Below are 23361 nucleotides of genomic sequence, written 5' to 3' on the forward strand. Positions count from 1 at the left end.
TCCTCCCTTACGCAATAACTCCATAAACCCACATTCCCAAAGAAAATTTTCGCGATGAGTACGAAAGCTTTTCTATTTTTTGCTCATCTCATACAGTGCTGAAAAATTCCAAACTAAAATTCGGCAAAATATTATTCTATGATTATCCAAAATAATATTATGTATTATTATATACCTAAGTCCCCCCCAGTCAACCTAAAATCCGCATTGAGCGGATTTTATTTGAAGCGCTCCCGCGCTTCGGGGTAACGTGCGTCAGTAAGGCGTTCAGAGATTTTGGCGCAAAAAAATACTCCAAAAGCTTTTCTTCGCTTTTGGAGTATTTTAATCTCAGTCTGCTTTTTATATTTACTTTTTATCTTTTTTATTCTTCGAAGCCTTAGCCGCAGCAGCCGCATCGTTGGCATTAGCTATCTGCGCCCAATCTCTCAGCATATCGGCGCAGGCGCCGGCATAAGCCCCAGCGCTGCCGAAGGCTCCCGCATCCTGATTATATAGCGTCAGCAGCTGAATATCGTCGTAATAAATATCGGCCGTACTGCCGTTATCGTACACCACAAAATAATTGGGATTTATCATGCCGCGCTGGCGCACAGTCCACAAGCTTCCGGCCAGCATATAAGCGCGATATTTCGCCTTCGTATTGCCAATACTTTGCGTAATATTAAAGGTCCACTCGCCTTCGCTGACCGTCGCGTGATCGTCGTCCACAACGGTGACGTCGGGATGGATATCGTAAGCCTTGAGCTGCTTCACTACGCGCTTAACGCGCTCCTCCGGCTCCGGGTGGCTGCTGAACAAGCCGTAATTGGAAGCGCCGCCCTGTTTGGAAAGGTCATCCAGCTTCTGCACCGTAATCAGCATGGCATAAGGATTAAAACCCGCCTTAATGGTATTGTTCACGCCCTCCTTGTCCGCGCCGCGTTCGTCCGTGCGGCTGTACCCGGCAAAGAGCGCCTGCTGCGCCGCCGACACTAAGCCCAAGCCCTGACCGCGAGTAGCCGCCAAAAGAATCAGCGAGGTCCACATTTGCTTTTCGATGGAGTTAACCGTATGCTTTTTCGCCACGTGGCCAACCTCGTGGCCCAGTACTCCGGCCAGCTCCGTATCCGATGGCATATAATCCAGCAATCCCTTGAACACATAAATAAAACCGCCGGGACAGGCCAAAGCGTTGACCTCATTATTATTTAGCACCTTAAAGGAATAGGTGATATCCGTACGTCCGCACACCGCCGCCAAACGCTGGCCAATGCGGTCGACTCGCTCCTGCAAATATCGATCCTGTGAAAGCCCATATTTAGCTTCCAAGGCCTGAGCCGTTTCGCGCCCCATCTCTATTTCCTGCTGCTGGCTGATAAGCCCCGCTTCCGCAGGCTGCACGCTTACAAAAAAGCAGCAAGCCGTAACAAAAGCCATAAACAGCTTTACTAAACGCCGCATAAGTCCAACCTCCTCACATGATAAACGAACTAAAAATCAACAAAAATCCAAGCCTGCGTTGACGCGCAGCTAAATCGCGCCCTCCTGCCGCAGCTTGCCGACGCTCTGCTCGTCATAACCTAATTCCTGCAAAATCTCCAGCGTATGCTCGCCTAAAAACGGCGCGCGTCTTGCAATTTTGCCTGCGCCCGAAGAAAATTTTACCGGGCCGCCAACATAACGCAGTCTGCCTAAGTCGCAGTCCGCCGTCTGCAAAATATTTTCCTGCTGCGTCAGCTGGCTTTGCAGCGCTTCGTCCAGGCTGCATACCGGCGTCACGCAAAATTCTGCGCCGCCGATAAGCGCCAGCCATTCAGCCTGCGTCTTGCCGGCAATTTTGGCAGCCACTAAATCTTGCAGCTCGCCGCCATGAGCGAAATCATACTGCCGTTTTCCCAGCTCCGGGCAGCCGATAAGGTCGCAGAAGCGCTGCCAAAACTTCGGCTCGATGGTTCCCACCGTCAGGTAACGTCCGTCCTTCGTTTTATAAATATTATAGTAATGAGCTGTGCGGCCAAAGGGCTTGTCGCCCGTTTCCCGGCAGCCCCACAGGGAGCTGATACCTGTCACCTGCATGGACAGCGCCGTCGCGTACAAATTAACGTCCAGCTGCTGGCCCTCGCCGGTACGCTCCCGCGCCAGCAAGGCCATAGCGATACCGCTTAAAGCGCTGAGCCCGCTGCCGATGGCCGACACCTGCACCTCGCTGACGCAGGCGCTGCCCACATCGTCCAGGCTGTTCAGTCCCGCCAGGCCAATAACATTCAAATCATGGGCCGGCTTATGGCAATTTTGTCCAAAGCCGGTAATGGAACAATAAACCAAACGCGGATTAAGCCGCCGCACGCTGGCGTAATCCAAGCCATAGCGCGCCAAATAGCCGGGACGGAAGCCCTCCAGAAAAACGTCGGCCTCTGCCAACAGCTCCTGCAAAATTTTACGTCCGCCTTCTTTTTTGATATTCAAGGCCACGCCCCGCTTATTGCGGTTCAGCATCAAATGCCAATAGCTCATGGCCGGCGCTTTTTCCGGCCAGAAACGGCGCGTAGCGTCGCCTGCCAAATCTTCTATTTTAATAACGTCGGCGCCGTAATCGCCCAGCAGCATCCCGCAATATTGTCCCGGCAGCCATTTGGAAAAATCCACTACCTTAATGCCTTCCAGTAAATTCATTCTCTTCACTCCATTTACCATACGCTAACGCAAAATTACTAACGCTATATTATTCTACAAAAAAGCCGCTATTCCTTTTTTTAGCGTTCCTTAAATCCCATAAAGATGGTATAATATTTTTATAATTAAATTCACTCAGCCTGATAGAAAGAGGTATCCTTATGCAGCTTCGCAAATTAACTTCCGCTGCTCTGCTTGTAGCCATCGGCGCTCTCAGCGCGCACCTTATTTATATTCCGGCCGGCGTTTCCAAATGCTTTCCTGTGCAGCACGCCATCAACGTCATGGGCGCTGTACTTTTAGGCCCGGACTACGCCGTAGCCATCGCCTTTCTCATCTCCTGCCTGCGCAATATGTTCGGCACCGGTTCTCTGCTGGCCTTCCCCGGCAGTATGGTCGGAGCGCTGCTGGCAGGGCTGGCCTACAAGCGCTGGCCTAATATCGGCGCAGCCATGGCAGGCGAGATTTTTGGCACCGGTATTTTAGGCGGCTTGCTCGCCTGGGTTATTGCCGCTTCGCTGCTTAACAGCAACGCCGCAGCCTGGTTCTTCATTCCGCCCTTTTTAGTAAGTACCGTCGGCGGCAGCATCATCGCCGGACTGCTGGTGAAAAGCGGCCTTTTGAGCCAGCTGACCTCCAACAAGGCAGGTAAATAGCATGAGCTTCAGTCAAATCATTACTTATCTTTTATATGGCTTCAGCGGCCTTTGCTTCGGTATATTTGCTTCGCGTCACAGCGTATTCGCAGCCCGCCGCATCAAAGATAAATTCAGGGAAGCGGGCTTTGGCAGTCTTACCGCCTGCCTGCCCCAAATATTGCTGCTTTTTATCAGCTTTTTTCTCTTTCCTATTTTGTTTACTAATAAAACTCCTACCGGTGGCTTCTTTTATTATCTCTGCCTGATCTTCTTTTTTAATAAAGGCCTCCGCAACAGCAACAAGTAAAGCAGGTGATTTTATGCATACTCATATCCATAACCACAGCTTGCCCCTGCCGGGGCATGAGGACGAAAAATATATTCAACCCATGGCAGATATTTTTAAGGTACTCAGCGACCCTACCCGCATCAGAATTTTATCTCTGCTGGCCCACGAGGAAATGTGCGTCACCTGTATCGCCGAAGCTCTGGGTATGACCCATTCGGCAATTTCTCACCAGCTGCGCCTGCTGCGCGCCACCAATTTAGTAAAATTCACCAAGGACGGCAAAGAGGTTATCTATTCGCTGGACGATTCCCACGTGCTGAGCCTGTTCGACCAAGCGCTTGATCATGTGAAGCATAAGCTGGGATAAAAGCTGTAATACAAAAACGCCGGGGCAGCAGCCTCGGCTTGAAATTTAAGGGAGAGCGTGGTATACTTTGATAGATTTTAAGCTGGCTGTGAGCTAAAATCTATCCAGCCATTTGCAAACGTAGCGGCCAAAGTAAAGCTTGCATTTTAGCAGAATGTGCGCTATACTGTAAGTGACCAAATGGTGAGTGGTTCCAAAAAATGCGTTTTCACGCAAAAGAAATAACCGGGGTGGCAGCCCCGGTTATTTTAATTAGGCTAGCTGTGAACTATAAGTACTTGTCTAGCCACTTGCAAACATAGTGTGCAGCTATGCTTGCTCCGACAGATACTAGGAATATGGTGAGAAATTCCAATGCGCCTTCACCTCCTTCCTGCTGGAAGAAGTCACAGCAGATATATTGTATCACACCCATCCAAAAAATAAAATTTTAAATTCCACAAGTGGTACTGCACACAAGCAGCAAAATTTGCGGTATAATGGTTATAATAAAATAAGTATATCTCTTAGACGTAACGCTTAGCGTTGCGTCTTTTTGTATAAATAACAAGCGCGCGTATTATCAGCTAAAAAGAAAGTTTTGTCTGCGCTCCTCCGTAATGTTATTGTAAAAAAAGACTGTAACGGGAACTATCCCATTACAGTCCGTTTAAATTATACTAAAACACCTGCTATTTCTACACACACAGAAATATATGCAAGTGTTCGCGAAAATTCTAAAGTGGTGATTCACCCGAGACTCGAACTCGGGACACCCTGATTAAAAGTCAGGTGCTCTACCAACTGAGCTAGTGAATCACATGAGTTGCTAAATCAGCAACGATATAATTTTACAGCGTATTACCGCCGTTGTCAACAAAATTTTTCTGCTGCGGAAATATTACAGCAAATCTTTAAGCACAATGGTCTGCTCGCGGTTGGGACCAACGGAAACGATGCCCAGCTCTACGCCGGCAACCTCGCTTAAACGCTCCAGATATTTTTTAGCATTTTCCGGCAGCTTATCGTATTCGCGAATACCGCTGATATCGGTCATCCAGCCGTCGAACTCTTCATAAATAGGCTCAACCTTAGCCAGCACATTCAGACTTGCAGGAATGCGCTTCAAAACCTCGCCGCCAATCTTATAGCCTACGCACATTTTAATCCTTGGCATTTGATCCAAAATATCCAGACGGGTAATAGCCAGGTAATCCAAGCTGTTCAGACGCGCGCTGTAGCCCAGCATGAAAGCGTCCAGCCAGCCGCAGCGGCGCGGACGTCCGGTTACAGTGCCATACTCGCGGCCGGTTTCGCGAATCTGCGTGCCGGGGCCGTCGGTATCCAGCAGCTCCGTAATAAAGGGGCCTTCGCCAACGCGGGTAGTATAAGCCTTGACTACGCCAACCACATGATCGATGAAGCGCGGGCCAATGCCGCTGCCGGTGCAGGCGTTGCCTGCCGTCGGGTTGGAGCTGGTAACATAAGGATAAGTGCCGTGGTCAATATCCAGGAAGGTAGCCTGCGCACCTTCAAACAGCACATTCTTGCCTGCGGCAAAAAGTTCATCCAAAACCACGCCGGTGTCGGCTACGTAAGGACGCAGCTCCTCGGCATAAGCTAAATATTCTTGGAGAACCGTTTCGTAATCAAAGGGCTCGCCGCCATAAATTTTCGTGATAATGGCATTTTTCGCTTCCAGATTTACCTTCAGCTTTTCAGCAAAGGTTTCCGGCTCCATCAAATCGCAGACGCGAATGCCTACGCGCGCCACCTTATCCATATAGCAGGGGCCTATGCCGCCCTTAGTCGTACCAATTTTGTGACTGCCCAAGGCTTCCTCCTGCAGCTCGTCCAAACGCTGATGGTACGGCAGTACCACATGCGCGCGGTCAGAAATAACTAGATTACTGCAATCGATGCCCTTTTCCTTCATGCCGGCAATTTCAGCCAGCACTACGCCCGGGTTGATGACTACGCCGTTGCCCAGCACATTAACCTTGTCGCTAAATAATACGCCGGAGGGCAGAAGACGCAGCTTATAATGAATATCGTTGACTACTACGGTATGACCGGCATTGGAGCCGCCGCTGTAGCGAACGACAGCGTCAGCCTTCTGCGCCAAATAGTCAACAATCTTACCTTTACCTTCATCGCCCCATTGGGCGCCTAATACAATAACAGATGACATTAGCAGTCACTCCTTATTTTCTTATCCTTTATATTATAAACCGAAGCGGGAGAAAATCAGATCAACATTGCGCAGCATCGGTTTAGGATCGAAGCAATGCTCGATTTCCTCATCGGTCAAATACTTTTTAATATCAGGGTCGGCCTCCACATTGGTCTTGAAGTCTGCGCCCTGCAGCCAGCGGGCCATAGCGTTGCGCTGTACCCATTTGTAAGCGTCCTCGCGCAGCACGCCTTTGGTAACCAGCGCAATCAGCAGGTTCTGACTGAAAATCAAACCGCCGGTCTTATTCAGATTAGCGATCATAGCGTCAGGATATACCAGCAGCTTGTCGATAATATTGCTGAACTTTCTCAGCATATGATCCAAAGCGATGGTAGCGTCCGGCAGAATAACGCGCTCTACGGAAGAGTGGGAAATATCGCGCTCGTGCCACAGCGCTACGTCCTCCAAAGCAGCTACGGCATAACCGCGCAGCAGGCGGGCCATACCGCTGACCTTCTCGCAGGTGATAGGATTGCGTTTGTGAGGCATTGCGGAAGAACCCTTTTGGCCGGGAGCAAAATACTCCTCGGCTTCACGGATATCAGTGCGCTGCAAATTGCGGATTTCGGTAGCCATCTTATCCAGAGAAGAACCGATAATGGCCAGAGTCGTCATAAAATGAGCGTGACGATCACGTTGAATAACCTGAGTAGCCAGGCGCACCGGCTTCAGGCTCAGCTTTTCGCAAACATATTCTTCAACGAAAGGATCGATATTGGAATAAGTGCCTACGGCTCCGGACAGCTTACCTACCGCCATCAGCTCGCGGGCTTGCTTCAAGCGCTCCATATCGCGCTCGATTTCCGCAGACCACAGCAAAAATTTCATACCGAAGGTCATAGGCTCGGCGTGAATGCCATGGGTACGGCCAATCATCACAGTATGCTTAAATTCGGCGGCGCGGCGGCGCAGAATAGCATGGAAGTTTTCCAGATGACGCATAATCAAATCAGCGGACTGCACGGTCATATAGCACAAAGCCGTGTCCTTAACGTCGCTGGAGGTCAATCCCTTATGGATATATTTGGATGCGTCGCCCACATATTCAGCCACATTAGTCAGAAAAGCGATAACGTCATGGTTGGTTACTGCTTCAATCTCCTTAATGCGGTCCAGGCGGAAATCAGCCTTAGTCTGAATATCCTTCAGCGCATCGTCAGGCACAATACCCAGCTTGTTCATTGCCTCGCAAGCCAGTATTTCTACCTTCAGCATAGTACGGAATTCGTTTTCGAGGGTCCAGATATTACCCATTTCAGGATGAGTATAGCGATCAATCATTTTCTGTATGCCTCCCAAGCACATTTTTATTCATGAAAAAACATCTGAAAGCTGCTCTTTACTTTCAGACCCTTCACTGCAATTTTATTACATAATAATCATATCATTTTCTGCTAATGAGCGCAAGCTCCCTGCACATTTTTTGACGTTATCTAGGAAATTATGCAGTGTTTTCAGTATTGGCATACAAAAAGGACTGCCGCAGCAGCCCTTCGCCAGTCAGCCCTCGCGTTTGGAAAAGCCGACAAATTTTGTAAATTGCTTATGAAAGAACAGATTGACCGTATCAACCGGACCGTTGCGGTGCTTGGCGATAATCAATTCCGTATGCTTATTTTCAGTTTCCGGATTGTAATAATCCTCGCGATACAAAAAGGCCACGATGTCCGCATCCTGCTCCAAGGAGCCGGACTCGCGCAAATCGCTGAGCATGGGGCGCTTCACCTGCCGCGCCTCCACGCTGCGGCTCAGCTGGGACAAGGCGATAACGGGCACGTCCAGCTCGCGGGCCAAAGCTTTAAGCGAACGAGAAATTTCCGAAACCTCCTGCTGGCGGTCGCCGCTGTTATTGCGCTTACCGCTTCCCTGCATCAGCTGCAAATAGTCGACCACAATCAAATCCAGACCGTGCTCCGCCTTTAAGCGGCGGGCGCGGCTGCGCATATCCATAACCGTAATGCCAGCCGTATCGTCGATATAAATTTTCGCCTTGCTCATCACATCGCAGGCTTCCCATAAGGCATCCCAATCCTTATCCGCCATTTCGCCCACGCGCAGGCGCTGGCTGTCAATATTAGCTTCTGCGCAGAGCATACGGTTAACCAGCTGCTCCTTGCTCATTTCCAAACTGAAGAAGGCTACGCTCTTAGGGTCGCCGCCCACGCGCCGGTGAGCGCGCAGCGCTACGTTCTGCACAATATTCAGCGCCAGCGCCGTTTTGCCCATGGAGGGGCGCGCCGCCAGAATAATAAAATCCGACGGATGCAGGCCGCTAGTCAGCTTATCCAAATCGTTAAAGCCGCTGGGCAGCCCGGTTAAGCCGCCCCTGTTCTGCAGCAGCTTTTCGATGCTTTGCACCGCGTTCATCAGCACGTCGCCAATCGGCGTAAAATCTGAACGCTTCTTTTTATTGGCAATTTCCAGAATGCGGCTTTCCGCCGTATCCAAAAGCGTACTTACTTCGTCGTTAGCCTCGTAGCCCATGGCCGCAATTTCGGTAGAAACGCGCACCAGCTGGCGCAGCACTGATTTTTCCGCTACGATATCCGCATGAAATTTAACATTGGCCGCCGTCAGCACCACATTAGCTAAGGAAGTGATATAGGCGATGCCGCCGATATCCTCCAATTTATTATCACGTCGCAGAATATCCGTTACCGTAATCATATCCACGGCCTCGTTTTTATTGTACAGCTCCAGCATAGCGTTAAAAATAACTCTGTGGGCCTCGCGGTAAAAATCGTCGGCGCTGAGGATTTCCGTAGCCTTGGCAATAGCTTCCTTATCTATGAGCATAGCGCCCAAAACGGACTGTTCGGCTTCTATATTTTGCGGGGGAACTCTTTCTTCCATGATTATTCAGCTTCAACAAGCACCTTGAAGGCGGCGGTTACGTCCGTGTGCAGCTTAGCCACGGCGGTGTATTCGCCCAAGCCCTTAACGGCGCTCTTCAATTCGATTTTGCGGCGGTCGATATTCATGCCGGTTTGCTTAATTAGCGCTTCGGCTACGTCCTTGCTGGTTACGGAGCCGAACATTTTACCGTTTTCGCCTACGCGCACCTTCATCACAACGACGACCTTTTCCACCTGCGCGCCCAAAACTACGGCCTCGTCCTTAGCCTGTGCGGCACGGTGAGCGGCGGTCGCCTTATCGGCCTTCGCCTGGTTCAGGTTTGCTGCGGTAGCTTCTTTCGCCAGCTTGCGCGGCAGCAAAAAATTGCGGCCATAGCCCTCGGCAGCTTCTACGATATCGCCCTTTTTACCTAAGTTTTTAACATCTTGCAGCAGAATTACTTTCATTATTATCTCGCTCCTCTAATTGTTTTTTTGCCAACGCAATAATTTGCGGCTCTATGTCCTTAGCGCGCTTATCGGCTAACTGTACGCCGGCAACCGTCTGATGACCGCCGCCGCCCAGCTCTTCCATAATTAACTGCACATTAACGCTGCCGTCGCTGCGCGCGCTGACTCCCAAAGAACCGTCTTGATATTCAACTATCGCCACGCTTACGGCTATCCCGTCGATAGTGACTAGGGTATCAGCCGTTTGTGCGGCAATTACAGAAGAACCTGTATCATGCGGCGCGTTGCGGTAAACGGAAATAGCCAGACCATCTACAGGCTTTTTAGCTTCCGCAACCAAACGCGCCCGCTTTTGTACAATTTCCATATTATCCTTAAACAGCAGCCGTACTAACGTAGGATTAGCGCCGCAGCGGCGCAAAAGCGCAGCCGCTTCAAAAGTACGCTCGCCCGTCTGCACAGCGAAATTCTTTGTATCCAGCACAATGCCGGCATACAAAGCCGTAGCCTCCGACGGCAGAATATCCAGGCTGTCGTCAAAATAGCAAATCAGCTCCGTTACCAGCTCGCTGGTAGAAGAACTGGACGGCTCCAAATACAGAAGCGCCGTATTGCCGATAATATCCTCCGCACGCCGGTGATGGTCGATAATAATTCGCGCCTTAACAGCTTCCAATACCTTTTGGCTGGCGGACAAAACGGCGCGATGGTGATCAACGATAATAAGAAGGCTCTTCGGCGTAACTAAGCGCAGCGCTTCTTCGCTGTCAACCGCTATATTGAGGTATTCCGTTTGATTATTCGATAAAACGGCGCCTTCTTTCGCCAGCACCTCCACAATACGGTCATAATATTCGCTGTGCTCGCTATGTATGATATACGTTTCCTTTTTCAGCGACAAGGCCAGCTTAGCCATGCCTATGGTAGCGCCGATAGCGTCAAAATCTTCGTTATAATGGCCCATAACAAAAATTCTATCGGCCTGTAGCATCTGCTCGCGAATGGTCTGCGCTACGATACGGGCGCGCACGCGGGTACTCTTGGCTGCCACCGTACTGGTACCGCCGAAAAATTGCGTATTTTTATCCTTCATTACCACGGCCTGGTCGCCGCCGCGGCCCAAAGCCATGTACAAGCTTTTGTTGGCGTTCTGCACCAGCTCCTCCAGCGTTACGCCGTCGCAGGCTACTCCGATGCTAAAGGTGGGCGCAAATTTATTGCCGCTGCGGATTTCGCGTATGCGGTCCAAAATGGTGAATTTATCCTCCATCATATCCAGCACTGCCGACTGGGTGAAGCCCAACAGACTGATTTCCTTATTCATGCGGCAGATAAAGCCCTGATGCTGCGCCGCCCATTTGCTCAGCAGCTCGTTAATTTCGCCGTTCAGATTGGCGATATTGGTTTCGCTCAGTCCCCGCGTTACCTCCTCGTAATTGTCGAAGCGGGCGTAAGCTAGGCACAGCTTATCGTTGCGGTATTTTTGCCGCAGCAGCTCGAAGTCGGTAATATCCGTCAGATAAATCATCAAGCCGCTGCTGGTGCTCAAATCGTCTTTTTTCAGCGACCGCTCCTGCGTCTGCACGCTGGCGTACTTCATACGGTAATAGCGCCCCTCCATTTGAATAACCTGCTCGCCGTCGCGCACGCACAGCATTTCAAAGGCGTTTTCCTTTAAAGGAAGAATTTCCTCAGGCTTTTTGCCCTCCAGATTTCTTTTGCCCACCCATTGCTGAAACAGCTCGTTCTTCCATTGCAGCTTGCCGTCCTTGGAAAAAACCGCCATGCCGATATCCAGCTTGCGCACGGCAAAATGATTGGTGCGCTCGATATTGCGGATAATATTATCCAAATAGCTGCTGAAAAAAATTTCCTTATTGATGATATTGCGGCGGCCAAAATAATAGGTCACGCCTACGATGAGCAGCGCCGGCACTATGAGCTTGGGCTGCAGGTAGCAGACTACCAGCGCCAAAAGCACAATCAGCAGCAGATAAATATTCGTATCCACTTTGGAATTCATATTGCGGTTAAATCTGTTAAACATCCAGCGCCACATCCCATCCTAATATCTTTTGCGAATTTTGCGGAAGTCAAACACCATATCGAAAGCTCCCACATACACTATAATCTGCGAAAACAAGGGAATAACAAACAACAGTGCCGTCGCCAAATTAGCCCACCAGCGCGGCTTGCCCTTGGCCTCCACCAACCAGTACAGCAGCACGATGCCCTGCAGCACCAGCACAAAGCTGCACACCGTCTGCACATTGACGGATAAGGTATACAGCCAGCTGCTTTGGTCCGTTTGATAAAAATACGTCACGGCCAGCAGCGAAATACCGTAAGGCCACAGCACCCAGCCCGGCACCTGCAGCTTAACAAAGGGCGGAAAATCAGTAAAGCTTTCGCCCAACTTAGTCAAAATCTTTTTCGCGGCAATATAATTGACGAAAGCCATAATCGGCGCGCACAAGAGGAAAGCGCCGGGCATAATAATGCGCATCATGCGCAGCATTTCCGCATAGCCGTCCACAATCTTTTTGATTTCCTCCTCACCCATGCCGTGCTCGCGATAATAAGCCGCCAGCTGGTTCAGACTTTCATGGAAGGAGGTAAAAATCATCTCGATGGGGTCGATACCCAAAACCAAAAAGCTTAAAACGATATTGATAATCAGCGCCAGAACTGCGCCAATGCTGCCGTACAGCATCATCTGCATCGGCGGCAGATGGCGGCGCATACATTCGCCCAAAATCAAGCCCAGCAGGCCAAAAATTGCCGCCAGGAAAAAGGCGTTAATGGGGCTGATGATCATAGCGATAATAATCGTCGCTACCAAAAGCGTCATTATACTCCATTTAAAGCCGTGGCGGCAGCCGCAGATAACAATGGGCAGGGGCCACAAAAAATTAACGAACGCGCCCAACACAGGCACATACATACTTATTAAAGCCATGACGATGGCGATGGCCGCTAAAATGCCGGCCTCCACCATGGCGGACGTTTTCCGAATCACAAAGGCTCCTCCTTTATAGGTATATTACTTCAATATATTATTGTACTACACCAAGGCGGCAAAAGTAAAGGAATTGCTGCCGCTTCCCTCCACTTCTTACCGGGAAGCGACAATCTCCGCTACTTATAAATATCAGAAATTATTATAAGACCGGCGCGGCTGTAATCATTGTAGATTATTTTTGCAAGCGCTATACTAAATACAGCGACGCATTTGTGTAAGCGGCGATTAAACTTGCCAACGCCCACGAATGCTTCTTTTATTTTTTATCAGCAAAGGAGGTCTGGTAAAATGCAGAAACAATATCTGCCGCAGCGCTTCTGTATGTTTTTCGCCGGTATTTTTGCCATGACCGTCGGCATCGCTCTTTCCTGCAAAGCCGATTTAGGCACCTCGCCAATCTCCAGTGTTCCCTGGGTCACCAGCATGTTCACGCCATGGACCATGGGTGAGATAACTATTTTTATGAATTTATTTTTCATCGGCGTGCAGCCAATCCTGCTGCGCACAATTTATTGGCGCGAGCTGCTGGGACAATTTTTTACGCTGCTTATTTTCGGCTATGGTATCGATTTTTCCATGAACCTTTTAGCATGGGTCGCACCGCCCGACATTTTCTGGGAATGGTTCGACTGCATTTTAGGAACGATAGTCTTAGCTCTCGGCATCTTTTTGTGCATCAAAGCGAAGATCTGCGTAGCCGCAGGCGAAGGCATCGTACTGGTGCTGTCCTTAGTCAGCAAAACCAAATTCAGCGTCGTCAAAAATTGCTTTGATATTACGCTGGTAACTATCAGCCTGCTTATTTCCTACTCCCAGTTCGGCCGCATGCAGGGCGTAGGCGTCGGCACCATCGCCGCCGCCATTCTTGTCGGACGCTGGGTGCAGCTGTATGCCAACCATCTGCATATCTTCGACAAATGGTGTCCCAAGAATTGACGCGCGATAAACCTCGTTTCATTTTTAGAAACGCAAAACCGTCTGCGCTTAACGTTTCCTATCGCAAAACGCGATAGGAAAATAATGTTTGCAAAAAAGCTCCGGCTGTATCGCCAGAGCTTTTAATTTTCCCATCACTTCAAGCTGTCCTTAACCTTGCGCATCACGTCGCTCAGCTTATATTCCGCCGCGTCCGCTTTACGCCTTACATTATCGAAAAGCTCCTGCGAGTCCAGCGAAAAGCGTTTGCTTTCGTCGCCCAAGGGCTTATCCTTGCAATCCATGTCGCGGAACTCTTGAAAGCGCCGCATACCCTCGTCCTTAGCCTCGTCAAAAATTTCTTTAAAAGCGGCGACGTCCTCCGGCCTACCGGCCTGCAGCCAAGCGTTAGCCACCTTGCCCACGGCGTAGGTCACGGAAATGCCCACGGGAATCTGCACCGGCGCAAAGGGAATCAGCGTTACCAGCGTCTGCCCCACAAAGGTCGCGCCCAAGGAACCCAAAAGGCCCAGCACGGCGCTTTCGCTCAATTTTATTCCGCGCAGCTCCGCCAGCCGGGTAATCATATAAACCTCGTTGGCCATCAGCGCCATCGTGCCCACTACGGGCGCTACCACAATCACTCCGGCGCGGGCAGCAGCCCAGCGGCAAATTTTTTCCGCTTCCCAGGCAATATTTTCGTTATCCTTAAAGCCGTCGGTAATTCTTTCTTCCATAAGTTTCTCACCTCGTTTGTCTTTTACAATTAGGAAAAGCTTTTCACATTCTAATTCGCCGCAGGCATATGTTGTACATCAGCTCTCGCTTCGCCTTCGGCTCGCGAATCGCTGTATACAACATTATACCATACTTTTCGACTTTTTGACCTTCATCACAAATATTTTACACAAGCCGCTCCTTATATGTTAAAATATAACATACAGGCTGTAATACGCCCGTCGAATATTTCAGCGAGGATGCGCTTTAGATGACACCGTTGCCTGACGAAAATGCGACAAGAAAAAATAAAATCAACGCGCCCAGAGGCCGCTTTGCGCCGACTCCCAGCGGCTTTCTGCATTTGGGCAACGTCTTTTGCAGCCTGCTGGCCTGGCTTTATGCCAAAAGCGGCGGCGGCAAAATTATTTTGCGTATTGAAGATTTAGATGCGCAGCGCTGCCCGCGCGCCAACGCCGACGCTTTAGCCCGCGATTTGGAATGGCTGGGACTTTTTTGGGACGAAGGCGCTTACAGCGGCGTCGGCAGCGAAAATTATTTTCAAAGCCGGCGTTCCGCAATTTACGAAAAATATTTCAATAAGCTGACGCAGGAAAAGCTAATCTACCCCTGCTTTTGCAGCCGCGCCGAGCTCCACGCCGCCGAAGCGCCCCATCTCAGCGACGGACGGGTACTGTATTCCGGCGTCTGCCGTCGGCTGACGGAAGCCGAGCGCCAAAGCAAAATGCAGCAGCGGCGTCCCGCTTACCGCGTCAAAGTTCAAGACGAAACGATTAGCTTTACCGACGGGCATTACGGCGAGCAAAGCTATAATCTGGCTCACGAAAGCGGCGATTTTATCGTGCGCCGCAGCGACGGCGTTTTTGCTTACCAGCTGGCCGTAACCGTGGACGACGCTTTAATGGGAGTGACTCAGGTAGTACGCGGCAGCGATTTATTAAGCTCCACGCCCATGCAGCTTTATCTTTACCGCTTGCTGGGCTTGACGCCGCCGGACTTTTGCCACATTCCGCTTTTGACGGATCCGGACGGGCGCAGGCTGGCCAAACGCGACGGCGACTTGGAAATCGGCGTGCTGCGGCGGCAATACGGCGACCCGCGGCCCATCGTCGGCCTTTTAGCTTACTTAGCCGGACAGCTGCCTAAGCCTGAACCCATCAGCGCACAGGAACTGCTGGCTTTCTTCGACCCGGCAAAAATCCCCATGCATAATATCGTCGTACCAAGGGAATTACTGCCAGGCTCATAAAATACGTTATTCATAAAACGGCAGCCGCCCGCAGCTGCTGCCGCAGACGACATAAAATTTAGGAGGAAGATAGCTCTATGAAAAAATTACTTATGAAGTACAAGGTCAATATGCTTTTTGTGGTAATCCTCAGCCTGGCAGCCGGTATGGCCGGCAGCTACTTTTTAAATAACCGCTGGCTGGGGCTTATCATTGCCTTTCCTTTATGCGCACTGTACATTTATCAGGTGTATCAGGTGCAGGCTGACTACCGGGAGCAGCACACGCGCAAAAAGCACACCAATAAATACAGATAAAAAGTATGCTCCTGCGCACCATTTTGCAATGTGCAGGAGCATTTATATTTTCAGGAACACACTTATTCAACTTTAACATCCATATCAAGCGCCGGTTTACAATAGCGTGTGCGCTTGGTCAGCGCCGGCTCGCTTTTAAGGCAGCAAGGCGTTCCAAAAGACGTTCGCTATTAGTCTTCAAAACGCCCCTTCATGAGCAGCTCGCCGTTCAGCATAGCAGTTTTCCCTTTGGCAAAAAGGCTATTGATATTCAGCTCACCGTCTAAAATAAGAATATCTGCGTCAGCTCCGGCGGCAATGCAGCCCTTAACGCCTTCTTTAGCCAAAAGCTTGGCAGGCGTAGAAGTCAGCAAGCGAATTACGTCCTGCAGCTCCATTCCCATTTCCACCAAAAGCTTAATCGTCATATGCAGGTGCTTGGGCGAAGCGTAAGTCAGCCCGATACATTCGCCCGCTTCGTTGAATTTCGGCATACTGCCAAAGGAATCAGAAGAAAGCGTAACGTGATCCGCACTTACGCCCTCCATGTGCAGCAGCGCGTAAAGCTTTTTAGTGTTTCCCACCAGTTCCTCGGCATCGGACCCGGCAGTGCAATCCATATATCCGCCCATGCGTACCAACTCGGCTCCGTCGGCAATCAGCTCGGGACAGCGCAGCATATGCGTGGGCAAGAAATTTTTTATGGGAATATCGCTGTTTTTCAGCGCGTCGAACAGCGGGTTTAGCCTGCCCTTGCCGCTGCCCATGTGCATCGTGACAAGCCCCGCCGTATTGCTGATAAGCCCCGCGCGGCGCGCCTGCACGCCGACGGCAATCAAATCGTCGCCGCTGGGATTGGAGCTGCGGTGATCAGAAACGGCAATTTTCACGCCGATCATAGGCGTTAGCATAACTATATCCTTTTCAATACTGCCAGTCATAGTTTTAGGCGGATATTGATAGCAGCTGGTCAACGTGTAAACGGTCATGCCTTCTTCCGTAAGCGCGCGAGCCTTGGCAACCAAATCCTCTACGCTGCGGGTAATGCCATCAGTCCCCAAAAGTCCGACGCAGCTGGTAATGCCGCTTTTGAAAAAAACACTGAGCTGCGATTGCGGCACACGCGAAGCAAACCCTGCTTCACCGCCGCCGCCGCAAATATGAACGTGCATATCGATATAACCGGGCAGCAATTTTTTCCCGCTAAAATCAAAAACCTCTGCGTCAGGAAGCTCGTCGTAGCCTGTAATTTTATCGTCGATGCGGCAAATTTTTTCGCCGACCAGCAAAACATCTTTTTTTCCCAAATATGCGGGAGAGTAAACATCAGCGTTTTTTAAAAGCTTAATCATGCCCGAAACCTCTTTTCTCAAATATAATTACGAAAATTTTTTAGCGCTTGCAGTCGCTGTATCTAAAATTATATCATGCCTACGGCGTTACTGTCATCGCTTTACAGAAAAAAATCAGCGTCTTTTCCCTGCTGCAAGCTGTAAACAGTTATCAAAATATTGCGTGAACGCACGATTTATGATAAAATTAATTTTGATATAGCTCTGCTACGCGACAGCTATGCATACTATATAAACTAATATTAAGGAGGAGTTGTAATGGAAGAAAAGAAACCCTTGCAACAAGAGGAAAAGATAAAATGGTACAGCTATGTAGCTTTGATTTTTGCTATCGTATTCTTTTCCGGCATTTTCGCTACCAGCAAAGAATGGTACAGCGTATTTGATTTTACGGTATTAAACGGCAGCTTCGGCAAGATAACTGCTGCCGGCGGCAAAGCTCTGACTTTCCGCGGCGCGGGCGGCAGCGGCTGCCAGGATGGCTTTGCCTTTGCGCTTTCGCTTTTGCCTGCCGTCATTTTCGCCTTAGGCGTAGTAAACGTTATCGAAGGCTTGGGGGGGCTGAAAGCTGCCCAAAAATTACTGAGTCCGCTGCTTAAGCCGCTGCTGGGGCTTCCCGGCGCTTGCGGCTTGGGCATTATCGCCAGCTTCCAAAGCACTGATGCCGGTGCGGGCATGATTAAGGCCATGTATAACGAAGGTTTGATTGACGAGGACGAACGTACTATTTTTGCGATGTTCCAATTATCCGGCGACGGCACGATTACTAATTTCTTTTCGTCCGGCGCGGCTTTGTTCAGCATTTTGGTAACGCCGATTATCGTTCCGTTCGCTGTAATTTTAGCCTTCAAGGTTATCGGCGCAAATCTTATGCGTCTTTATGTAAAATATGATAACGCAAAAACTGCGAAGAAGGAGGCAGCATAATGTCTGAGCATCAGCAAGATAAGAAAAATATTATCGATCTTTTTATCGAAGGCTGCCGCAAGGGTTGGAATACCGGTATCAGCAACATGATGCCCAATGTTATTATGGCCTTCGTAATTATTAAAGCGCTGAATGTTACCGGTCTCTTGAAATTATTAGGTACGGTTTTTGCTCCGGTTATGGCTCTATGGGGACTGCCCGGCGAAGCAGTAACTGTACTTGTTTCCGCGCTCATGTCCATGGGCGGCGGCATTGGCGCTGCTGCCGGCCTTTTAAGCTCTAATATTTTAAACGCTAAAGACGTTACCGTAGTGATGCCTGCAATTTATCTGATGGGTTCGCTGGTGCAATACCTGGGACGCTGCCTGGGCACTGCGGAAGTAAAATCCAAATATTACGGAATTATGGTCTGCATTGCCGTGCTGAACGCTTTGTGCGCAATGTGGGTAATGAAAGTGCTTGTCGCTATGTTTTAATTGAGGCGGGAGAAAATGACTAGCTATAATATTGAAAAATATATACAGGATTTAGAATATCTGGTAAACATTGACTGCAAAGCCGAAAATTTTGCCGGTATTGACAAGGTAGCCGCTTATCTGGCAAAGGACTTTACTTCTCCCATGTGGCACGTTAGGCGTATTGACTGCGGCTCGGACTGCGCTCCGCCGCTGGTAATCGCCAATACTGACGGCGAGGATTACGACGTTATCCTGTGCTGCCATATGGACACGGTTTTCCCTGACGGAACAGTAGCCGAGCGCCCCTTTTCCATCAAGGGCGACAGAGCCTACGGTCCCGGCGTCAGCGACATGAAGTGCGGCTGCCTGCAAGGCACCCATGTGCTGAAAGCTATGGAAGCGGCAGGCAGCTTAAAACAGCTCAAAGTCTGCCTGGCCTTTAATTCCGAAGAAGAACGCGGCAGCTCCAACGTAAAATCCTGGCTCAAGGAAATCGGCTCTCACAGCAAATACTGCCTGGTACTAGAAGCAGCCCGCGCCAACGGTGCCCGCGTCTTAGAACGCAAGGGCGTACTACGCTATCAGGTCAGCATGAAAGGCCGTGCAGCCCATGCAGGCAACGCGCCTCAGGACGGACGCAGCGCAGTTAACGAAATGGCTTACTGGATTCTGCAATTAGCGGCTCTCACTAATTTTGAATCCGGCCTTACTGTTAACACGGGCATAGCCAACGGCGGTATGATTTACAACAGCGTAGCTCCTAACGCCTTCATGGATATTGATGTGCGCGTAACGGGCAAAGAGCAGATAAGCATCGTAGAAGAAGCCTTTGCCAAGCTGTCAGGGCATGCCGCAGCGACAGAAATCCAAGTCGAGGTAAAGAATCTCGTCAACATGCCGCCCATGTCCAGCACGCCCGATACTGCCGGTCTGGTTGCAATTATCGATGCGGCCAGCAAGGAATTTGGCCTGTCCACAGAATGGGTAAAAGCAGGCGGCGGCAGCGACGGCAATTACACCTCCGGCGCAGGCGCAACTACCGTCGACGGCCTTGGCCCGACCGGCGGCTGCGGTCACAGCGACGCTGAATATCTGGAGCTGGCTTCTATTGAGCCGTCTTTGCATTGCCTGGAAAAAATTCTGCTGGATTTGCAAGCGGAACTGTATAAATAAAAACTTAAAAAGCCCCGCGCACTTGCGGGGCTTTGCCGTCAATAAAATTAAGGAACCGGCGAGATTGCCCGTGCCGTTGCTGCGGAACTCGAAACCGCTGGGCTTTAATGTGCAATATTTTAACAGATGACGGCATGAAACTTTGCCGTTTTGTACAAGAACAGCACGAACGCCTGGGCTACGGCGAGCTGAAAGCACTTTATGTAGGCGGCTGCTCGGACGCAGCGTATACCACGCTTGCAGGAACGCCGACCGTTTGCAGCATGGGTCCTCAATCTGTGGGAGCGCACACCAATAACGAATACGCTTACGTTGCTTCCTATCAGCCGCGCTGCGAGCTTTTAGCTGCCTGCTTGCTGCACATTGACGAGCTGTAAATTTTTCGCAAGACTGTTTTCATCGTCTGATGAAGGCAGTCTTATTTTTTATCAAGCCTTATAAAAAATCCGGCAGATTTTTTACCATTTTTCCGGGACTTCGCCCAGCTTATCCATAACGAACATAATATAAGTAACGCTGCAAATAATATTGCCGGCGTCGTCTGTAATTTTAGCGGCGATATTGATAGTCGATTGCCCCTTATGCAGAATTTCGCTGCTCACAGTCAGAGCGCCCAGCCCGCGCATATTGCTGATATAATCAATATTCATATTCAAAGTCGTGCAGATCTTCCCCACAGAAGCGCAGGTAATACCTGCAACGCAGTCGGCCAAAGCGGCCATTGCGCCGCCGTGTACGCCCAGCCAATGATTGGTATGAATATCAAAATCAATGGGCATTTCCAAGGTTGCGCCGCCGCAATGCACTTCCTTGATCTGAATTTTGAGGACATTCATAAAAGCGTTGCTGCTCCACATTTTGCGAATAATTTTTTCAGATTCCATAAGCTACCGCCTTTCTTGAATTTATTCTGCCGTTTTAAAACCAGACATTAACGACCGTCATATAAATGGGTATTACCAATAAACCAAAGAGAATCGTGATAAAGCTCAAGGCCGCCGCATATTTACTGTCGGCTCCGTATTGCTTGGCCACAATAGCCATCTGGGTCATAGCCGGCATGGCTGCCTGCATCGTAAAAACCTTCACGGAAATAGGCGCAATATTAATTAAAGGCACTAAAGCCAGCACGCATAACGGGCAAACCAAAAAGCGTCCAAAAAGCCCGCCGACAATATCCCTTTCAAAATGAAATTCCCGCAGCTTGATTCTGCTGATTTCGATGCCAATAAAAATTAAAGACATCGGCGTAGTTAAATTACCTACATACTGGAAGCCTCTTAATAAAAACTTAGGCAGCTGAACATTCAAAACGATCAATAAAATAGCGGCCGCAAAGCCCATCAGCGGCGGCGACCACAATTTTTTCAGTACAGCGGGTGAAAACAATTCTTCCCGCACTCCCGTAGCGTCCGCTACGATATTGCGCACGCCCAAAGTCCAAAAGAAAGTTAAATTCACCATGTAATACAGCATCACCGAAGGTATGCTTTCATCCCCAAATAAAGCTAAATTTACCGGCAGCCCGATAAACATCGTATTGGCGATAAAAAAATTAGTAATAAAAACGCCCTTGCGCCCGCGCCGCACCTTCAGCAATTTAGCTAAAGCGACGCCCACTATCATAGCCAACAGCATGGAGCCCACGGGCAGCAGCATATCCGGCGCCAGCTGCACAAGCTTTTCCAACGTAAAATTTTTCGTCAGACTGGTTATCATATATAAAGGAAGGGAAACGCTCGTCACCAGCTTGGCGATAAGCGAACTGCTGCTTTCGTCGAACCAACCCTTTTTAGCCAGCGCATAACCGATACCTACGACAAAAACAATGGTAAAAATACCGTCCAGCGCTTGTATAATAAAAGTAAGCATCTGATAAATCTCTCACTTTCTTGCCAACGCATAATAAGGCCCGGTCAGCAACCGAACCTTACCATGCTAATGGAGGAGTTTTTAGCATTTCGTGCTAAGCATTTGTGTTTATATGTCAAGGAATCGCCGCTATACCATGTCCCTAAAATATAGCTGCCGGGAATTCCTTATTTTCAAGCAAATAAAAAGTTATGGTTATGGAGAGCAGGTCTGCGCTGCCTCCGGGACTGATGCGGCGGGAAACGAAAACCCTTTCCGCTGCGGCTAAAGCCTCTCGTCCTGCTGCCGTAAAAACGCTGCCCTGCTTTAAAATAGCAGCGGCGGTCTGCTGCACCTCGCGCAAAGTCGCCGCATTAGTGCGCCAAACGACATTGCTGTCCTCCACTGCCGTCATTAAAGCCAGCAAAGCGTGTACCAAAGCGTCGTTTAAAGACGCGCCTTTCGCAAAAGCCTCCCGCAAAGCAGGCAAGCCGTAATTTACAACGCTAGGAAAACCCTTTTCCACTTCACCGCGAATGCCCGTAATTCCATAATCCCGATACAGTTTTTCTCCTGCCGTCTGCTCCTGATGCTCAATATGGCGCAGCTCCCTGTCCACCAGACCCGCGGTCATCTTTTTAATTATGGACAGCAGAGACGTCCAGTCCAAACCCTGATGCATAGCATAGCCGGCAGCGCCGCTGACCAAGCCTCCGGCAAAGAGAATGCCTCTTTGAGTATTAACGCCCTTCGTCACCCGCAGCAGCTCTTTTTCTGCCGTAATGCCGTAAGCGCGTATTTTGGCAAATAATTCCTGCGGCGTACCTTGATGAGCCATGCCGATATCCTGCAAATCCTGAAAGACCTTGCTCAAAACGGCGGAACTCATCATAAAAGTCATAAGGCTCATATCCTGATGGGAGCCGTTGGATAAACGCGTTACCAAGCCTGGCTTGGGATGCGTACTTACTTCCAATAAAATTGCCTGTGTCAGGTATTGACTTGTTTTCTGCAAATCAATATCAAAGGAAGAAAGCTGGCAAGCATAAAAATTATCGATAATTTTTAGTTCATCTTTGTCTACTCGCTGAAGTAAAAATTTTTGCTCTTTCATAACGCCAACCAGCTTTCTCCTATCATATCCTTAATTGTTTATTTTATACCGAACTAATTAACCAAAAATAGCTTTGGTCAGCAGATAGAATACGGACGGGAAGGTCAGGCAGCCAGAACCGGTGTAGAAGGTTGCAGTCATTGCGCAATACGGAACCAGCTTAGGATCTACCGCAGCCATACCTGCCGCCGTGCCGGAGGTAGTGCCCATAATACCGCCGAATACCATTGCGGATTGCGGGTTGTTCAAGCCAATCATCTTAGCCACAAAAGGAGTCATAATCATAACCAATACGGATTTTACAACGCCTGCCGCGATGGAAATTGCAATAACCTCGGAAGAAGCGCCCAAAGCCGCGCCGGTAACGGGGCCAACTACAAAGGTTGCCACGCCTGCGCCGATGGTGCACAAATCAACCGGAGAACGATAGCCAAACATATAAGCGATAGCTACGCCGGCAATCCAGGAAGTTACTAAGCCAAATACCAAGGACAGCACGCCGACTACGCCAACCTTTTTAATTTCGCGCAAATCCGCGCCGAAAGCGGTGGAAACGATAGCAAAATCGCGGAACATTGCGCCGCCCATCATACCGATACCGGCGAACATGGGAATGGTCGCAATACCTTTAGCGCCGCCGCCGATATAAGCCAAAACTAAGCCGAGGAAAATAGCTACTGCGCTGCCGTGAATGCGGCCTTTGGTCAGGCCTGCCATTTTATAAGCGAATAAGTTTACGATGCCAATCAGAACGAAAGCAAAAATCAGGCCGTTCTTAACCAACACTTTGGATAACATTGCCATTAAATCCATAATTT

The 23361-nt window shown here is 49.7% G+C and carries 24 protein-coding genes and 1 tRNA gene; 10 read left to right on the forward strand and 15 right to left on the reverse strand.

Translation table 11 applies throughout. From position 1 onward, the window contains the following. Positions 1-348 precede the first annotated feature (348 nt). Together QZ105_RS03400 and QZ105_RS03405 are read right to left on the reverse strand one after the other, a co-directional pair. The gene (locus tag QZ105_RS03400; RefSeq protein WP_293728449.1) at positions 349-1443 is read right to left on the reverse strand and encodes a M48 family metallopeptidase; all 1095 of its coding nucleotides are present in this window, start codon (positions 1441-1443) and stop codon (positions 349-351) included. Positions 1444-1512: 69 nt separating this feature from the next. Next, positions 1513-2655: a CoA transferase gene (locus QZ105_RS03405; RefSeq protein WP_293728450.1), complete on the reverse strand. Its 1143-nt coding sequence runs from the start codon at positions 2653-2655 to the stop codon at positions 1513-1515. A 161-nt stretch (positions 2656-2816) separates the two neighbouring features. On the opposite strand from QZ105_RS03405, the gene thiW reads away from it, so the two are divergent. Genes thiW through QZ105_RS03420 form a run of 3 tightly spaced genes read left to right on the forward strand, consistent with a single transcriptional unit; the run spans position 2817 to position 3949 of the window. Further along, positions 2817-3311 carry an energy coupling factor transporter S component ThiW gene (gene thiW / locus QZ105_RS03410; protein WP_293728451.1) on the forward strand — a complete coding sequence of 165 codons (495 nt, stop codon included), beginning with the start codon at positions 2817-2819 and terminating at the stop codon, positions 3309-3311. A gap of 1 nt (position 3312) precedes the next feature. Next, entirely contained in the window at positions 3313-3600 is a 288-nt protein-coding gene (locus tag QZ105_RS03415) for a hypothetical protein (RefSeq protein WP_293728452.1), read from the forward strand. 13 nt (positions 3601-3613) lie between these two features. After that, positions 3614-3949, forward strand: a complete 336-nt coding sequence (locus tag QZ105_RS03420; protein WP_293728453.1) for a metalloregulator ArsR/SmtB family transcription factor — start codon at positions 3614-3616, stop codon at positions 3947-3949. Positions 3950-4671: 722 nt separating this feature from the next. Here the strand turns inward: QZ105_RS03420 and QZ105_RS03425 are convergent. The 7 genes from QZ105_RS03425 to QZ105_RS03455 all read right to left on the reverse strand — a co-directional run bounded on the left by QZ105_RS03425 (position 4672) and on the right by QZ105_RS03455 (position 12488). Further along, positions 4672-4747 (reverse strand) — tRNA-Lys (locus QZ105_RS03425). An 82-nt stretch (positions 4748-4829) separates the two neighbouring features. Continuing rightward, positions 4830-6119, reverse strand: coding sequence for an adenylosuccinate synthase (locus tag QZ105_RS03430; RefSeq protein ID WP_293728454.1), 1290 nt, complete (start codon positions 6117-6119; stop codon positions 4830-4832). A gap of 33 nt (positions 6120-6152) precedes the next feature. Beyond that, entirely contained in the window at positions 6153-7445 is a 1293-nt protein-coding gene (gene purB / locus QZ105_RS03435; RefSeq protein WP_293728455.1) for an adenylosuccinate lyase, read from the reverse strand. A 219-nt stretch (positions 7446-7664) separates the two neighbouring features. Next, positions 7665-9017 (reverse strand): replicative DNA helicase, encoded by a 1353-nt coding sequence (gene dnaB / locus QZ105_RS03440; protein ID WP_293728456.1) that lies wholly within the window; start codon positions 9015-9017, stop codon positions 7665-7667. Positions 9018-9019: 2 nt separating this feature from the next. Continuing rightward, on the reverse strand, positions 9020-9466 hold the full coding sequence (rplI, locus tag QZ105_RS03445) for a 50S ribosomal protein L9 (protein ID WP_293728457.1): 447 nt from the start codon (positions 9464-9466) through the stop codon (positions 9020-9022). Then, positions 9438-11516, reverse strand: a complete 2079-nt coding sequence (locus tag QZ105_RS03450) for a DHH family phosphoesterase (RefSeq protein WP_293728458.1) — start codon at positions 11514-11516, stop codon at positions 9438-9440. Before QZ105_RS03450 ends, rplI begins: the two co-directional genes overlap by 29 nt. Before the next feature lie 18 nt (positions 11517-11534). Beyond that, the gene (locus QZ105_RS03455; RefSeq protein WP_293728459.1) at positions 11535-12488 is read right to left on the reverse strand and encodes a YybS family protein; all 954 of its coding nucleotides are present in this window, start codon (positions 12486-12488) and stop codon (positions 11535-11537) included. 291 nt (positions 12489-12779) lie between these two features. On the opposite strand from QZ105_RS03455, the gene QZ105_RS03460 reads away from it, so the two are divergent. After that, positions 12780-13427 (forward strand): DUF6198 family protein, encoded by a 648-nt coding sequence (locus tag QZ105_RS03460; protein WP_293728460.1) that lies wholly within the window; start codon positions 12780-12782, stop codon positions 13425-13427. Between the two features lie 134 nt (positions 13428-13561). Here the strand turns inward: QZ105_RS03460 and QZ105_RS03465 are convergent, their stop codons facing one another. Then, positions 13562-14143: a hypothetical protein gene (locus tag QZ105_RS03465; protein ID WP_293728461.1), complete on the reverse strand. Its 582-nt coding sequence runs from the start codon at positions 14141-14143 to the stop codon at positions 13562-13564. Positions 14144-14394: 251 nt separating this feature from the next. Between QZ105_RS03465 and gluQRS the strand changes: the two genes are divergently transcribed. Continuing rightward, positions 14395-15393 (forward strand): tRNA glutamyl-Q(34) synthetase GluQRS, encoded by a 999-nt coding sequence (gene gluQRS, locus QZ105_RS03470; RefSeq protein WP_293728462.1) that lies wholly within the window; start codon positions 14395-14397, stop codon positions 15391-15393. 77 nt (positions 15394-15470) lie between these two features. Beyond that, positions 15471-15689, forward strand: coding sequence for a hypothetical protein (locus QZ105_RS03475; RefSeq protein WP_293728463.1), 219 nt, complete (start codon positions 15471-15473; stop codon positions 15687-15689). Between the two features lie 170 nt (positions 15690-15859). On the opposite strand, the gene iadA is transcribed toward QZ105_RS03475, so the two are convergent. Beyond that, a complete protein-coding gene (gene iadA / locus QZ105_RS03480) occupies positions 15860-17020 on the reverse strand; it encodes a beta-aspartyl-peptidase (protein WP_293728464.1) in 1161 nt (386 codons plus the stop codon). A 258-nt stretch (positions 17021-17278) separates the two neighbouring features. On the opposite strand from iadA, the gene QZ105_RS03485 reads away from it, so the two are divergent. The 4 genes from QZ105_RS03485 to QZ105_RS03500 all read left to right on the forward strand — a co-directional run bounded on the left by QZ105_RS03485 (position 17279) and on the right by QZ105_RS03500 (position 19955). Beyond that, positions 17279-17947 carry a nucleoside recognition domain-containing protein gene (locus tag QZ105_RS03485; RefSeq protein WP_293728465.1) on the forward strand — a complete coding sequence of 223 codons (669 nt, stop codon included), beginning with the start codon at positions 17279-17281 and terminating at the stop codon, positions 17945-17947. Next, on the forward strand, positions 17947-18423 hold the full coding sequence (locus QZ105_RS03490) for a YjiG family protein (RefSeq protein ID WP_293728466.1): 477 nt from the start codon (positions 17947-17949) through the stop codon (positions 18421-18423). Before QZ105_RS03485 ends, QZ105_RS03490 begins: the two co-directional genes overlap by 1 nt. A 15-nt stretch (positions 18424-18438) precedes the next feature. Further along, a complete protein-coding gene (locus QZ105_RS03495; RefSeq protein ID WP_293728467.1) occupies positions 18439-19578 on the forward strand; it encodes a M20 family metallopeptidase in 1140 nt (379 codons plus the stop codon). A 134-nt stretch (positions 19579-19712) separates the two neighbouring features. Then, positions 19713-19955: a M20/M25/M40 family metallo-hydrolase gene (locus QZ105_RS03500; RefSeq protein ID WP_293728468.1), complete on the forward strand. Its 243-nt coding sequence runs from the start codon at positions 19713-19715 to the stop codon at positions 19953-19955. Positions 19956-20036: 81 nt separating this feature from the next. Here QZ105_RS03500 and QZ105_RS03505 read toward each other — a convergent pair whose 3' ends face one another. The 4 genes from QZ105_RS03505 to madM all read right to left on the reverse strand — a co-directional run bounded on the left by QZ105_RS03505 (position 20037) and on the right by madM (position 23356). Further along, complete coding sequence (locus QZ105_RS03505; protein ID WP_293728469.1) at positions 20037-20462, reverse strand: PaaI family thioesterase; 426 nt, start codon at positions 20460-20462, stop codon at positions 20037-20039. A gap of 34 nt (positions 20463-20496) precedes the next feature. Then, on the reverse strand, positions 20497-21450 hold the full coding sequence (locus tag QZ105_RS03510) for an AEC family transporter (protein WP_293728470.1): 954 nt from the start codon (positions 21448-21450) through the stop codon (positions 20497-20499). Positions 21451-21592: 142 nt separating this feature from the next. Continuing rightward, positions 21593-22543: a triphosphoribosyl-dephospho-CoA synthase CitG gene (citG, locus tag QZ105_RS03515; RefSeq protein WP_293728471.1), complete on the reverse strand. Its 951-nt coding sequence runs from the start codon at positions 22541-22543 to the stop codon at positions 21593-21595. Between the two features lie 57 nt (positions 22544-22600). Continuing rightward, positions 22601-23356: a malonate transporter subunit MadM gene (gene madM / locus QZ105_RS03520; RefSeq protein WP_293728472.1), complete on the reverse strand. Its 756-nt coding sequence runs from the start codon at positions 23354-23356 to the stop codon at positions 22601-22603. Positions 23357-23361: the final 5 nt, after the last annotated feature.

Source organism: uncultured Phascolarctobacterium sp., assembly GCF_905212365.1.
Lineage (GTDB): Bacteria > Bacillota > Negativicutes > Acidaminococcales > Acidaminococcaceae > Phascolarctobacterium_A.

What these genes read in the sequence shown, in the direction of transcription:
- QZ105_RS03400 (WP_293728449.1), bottom strand. Translation starts at nt 1,443, where the DNA reads ATGCGGCGTTTAGTAAAGCTGTTTATGGCTTTTGTTACGGCTTGCTGC.
- QZ105_RS03405 (WP_293728450.1), bottom strand. Translation starts at nt 2,655, where the DNA reads ATGAATTTACTGGAAGGCATTAAGGTAGTGGATTTTTCCAAATGGCTG.
- thiW (WP_293728451.1), top strand. Translation starts at nt 2,817, where the DNA reads ATGCAGCTTCGCAAATTAACTTCCGCTGCTCTGCTTGTAGCCATCGGC.
- QZ105_RS03415 (WP_293728452.1), top strand. Translation starts at nt 3,313, where the DNA reads ATGAGCTTCAGTCAAATCATTACTTATCTTTTATATGGCTTCAGCGGC.
- QZ105_RS03420 (WP_293728453.1), top strand. Translation starts at nt 3,614, where the DNA reads ATGCATACTCATATCCATAACCACAGCTTGCCCCTGCCGGGGCATGAG.
- QZ105_RS03430 (WP_293728454.1), bottom strand. Translation starts at nt 6,119, where the DNA reads ATGTCATCTGTTATTGTATTAGGCGCCCAATGGGGCGATGAAGGTAAA.
- purB (WP_293728455.1), bottom strand. Translation starts at nt 7,445, where the DNA reads ATGATTGATCGCTATACTCATCCTGAAATGGGTAATATCTGGACCCTC.
- dnaB (WP_293728456.1), bottom strand. Translation starts at nt 9,017, where the DNA reads ATGGAAGAAAGAGTTCCCCCGCAAAATATAGAAGCCGAACAGTCCGTT.
- rplI (WP_293728457.1), bottom strand. Translation starts at nt 9,466, where the DNA reads ATGAAAGTAATTCTGCTGCAAGATGTTAAAAACTTAGGTAAAAAGGGC.
- QZ105_RS03450 (WP_293728458.1), bottom strand. Translation starts at nt 11,516, where the DNA reads ATGTTTAACAGATTTAACCGCAATATGAATTCCAAAGTGGATACGAAT.
- QZ105_RS03460 (WP_293728460.1), top strand. Translation starts at nt 12,780, where the DNA reads ATGCAGAAACAATATCTGCCGCAGCGCTTCTGTATGTTTTTCGCCGGT.
- QZ105_RS03465 (WP_293728461.1), bottom strand. Translation starts at nt 14,143, where the DNA reads ATGGAAGAAAGAATTACCGACGGCTTTAAGGATAACGAAAATATTGCC.
- gluQRS (WP_293728462.1), top strand. Translation starts at nt 14,395, where the DNA reads ATGACACCGTTGCCTGACGAAAATGCGACAAGAAAAAATAAAATCAAC.
- QZ105_RS03475 (WP_293728463.1), top strand. Translation starts at nt 15,471, where the DNA reads ATGAAAAAATTACTTATGAAGTACAAGGTCAATATGCTTTTTGTGGTA.
- iadA (WP_293728464.1), bottom strand. Translation starts at nt 17,020, where the DNA reads ATGATTAAGCTTTTAAAAAACGCTGATGTTTACTCTCCCGCATATTTG.
- QZ105_RS03485 (WP_293728465.1), top strand. Translation starts at nt 17,279, where the DNA reads ATGGAAGAAAAGAAACCCTTGCAACAAGAGGAAAAGATAAAATGGTAC.
- QZ105_RS03490 (WP_293728466.1), top strand. Translation starts at nt 17,947, where the DNA reads ATGTCTGAGCATCAGCAAGATAAGAAAAATATTATCGATCTTTTTATC.
- QZ105_RS03495 (WP_293728467.1), top strand. Translation starts at nt 18,439, where the DNA reads ATGACTAGCTATAATATTGAAAAATATATACAGGATTTAGAATATCTG.
- QZ105_RS03500 (WP_293728468.1), top strand. Translation starts at nt 19,713, where the DNA reads ATGAAACTTTGCCGTTTTGTACAAGAACAGCACGAACGCCTGGGCTAC.
- QZ105_RS03505 (WP_293728469.1), bottom strand. Translation starts at nt 20,462, where the DNA reads ATGGAATCTGAAAAAATTATTCGCAAAATGTGGAGCAGCAACGCTTTT.
- QZ105_RS03510 (WP_293728470.1), bottom strand. Translation starts at nt 21,450, where the DNA reads ATGCTTACTTTTATTATACAAGCGCTGGACGGTATTTTTACCATTGTT.
- citG (WP_293728471.1), bottom strand. Translation starts at nt 22,543, where the DNA reads ATGAAAGAGCAAAAATTTTTACTTCAGCGAGTAGACAAAGATGAACTA.
- madM (WP_293728472.1), bottom strand. Translation starts at nt 23,356, where the DNA reads ATGGATTTAATGGCAATGTTATCCAAAGTGTTGGTTAAGAACGGCCTG.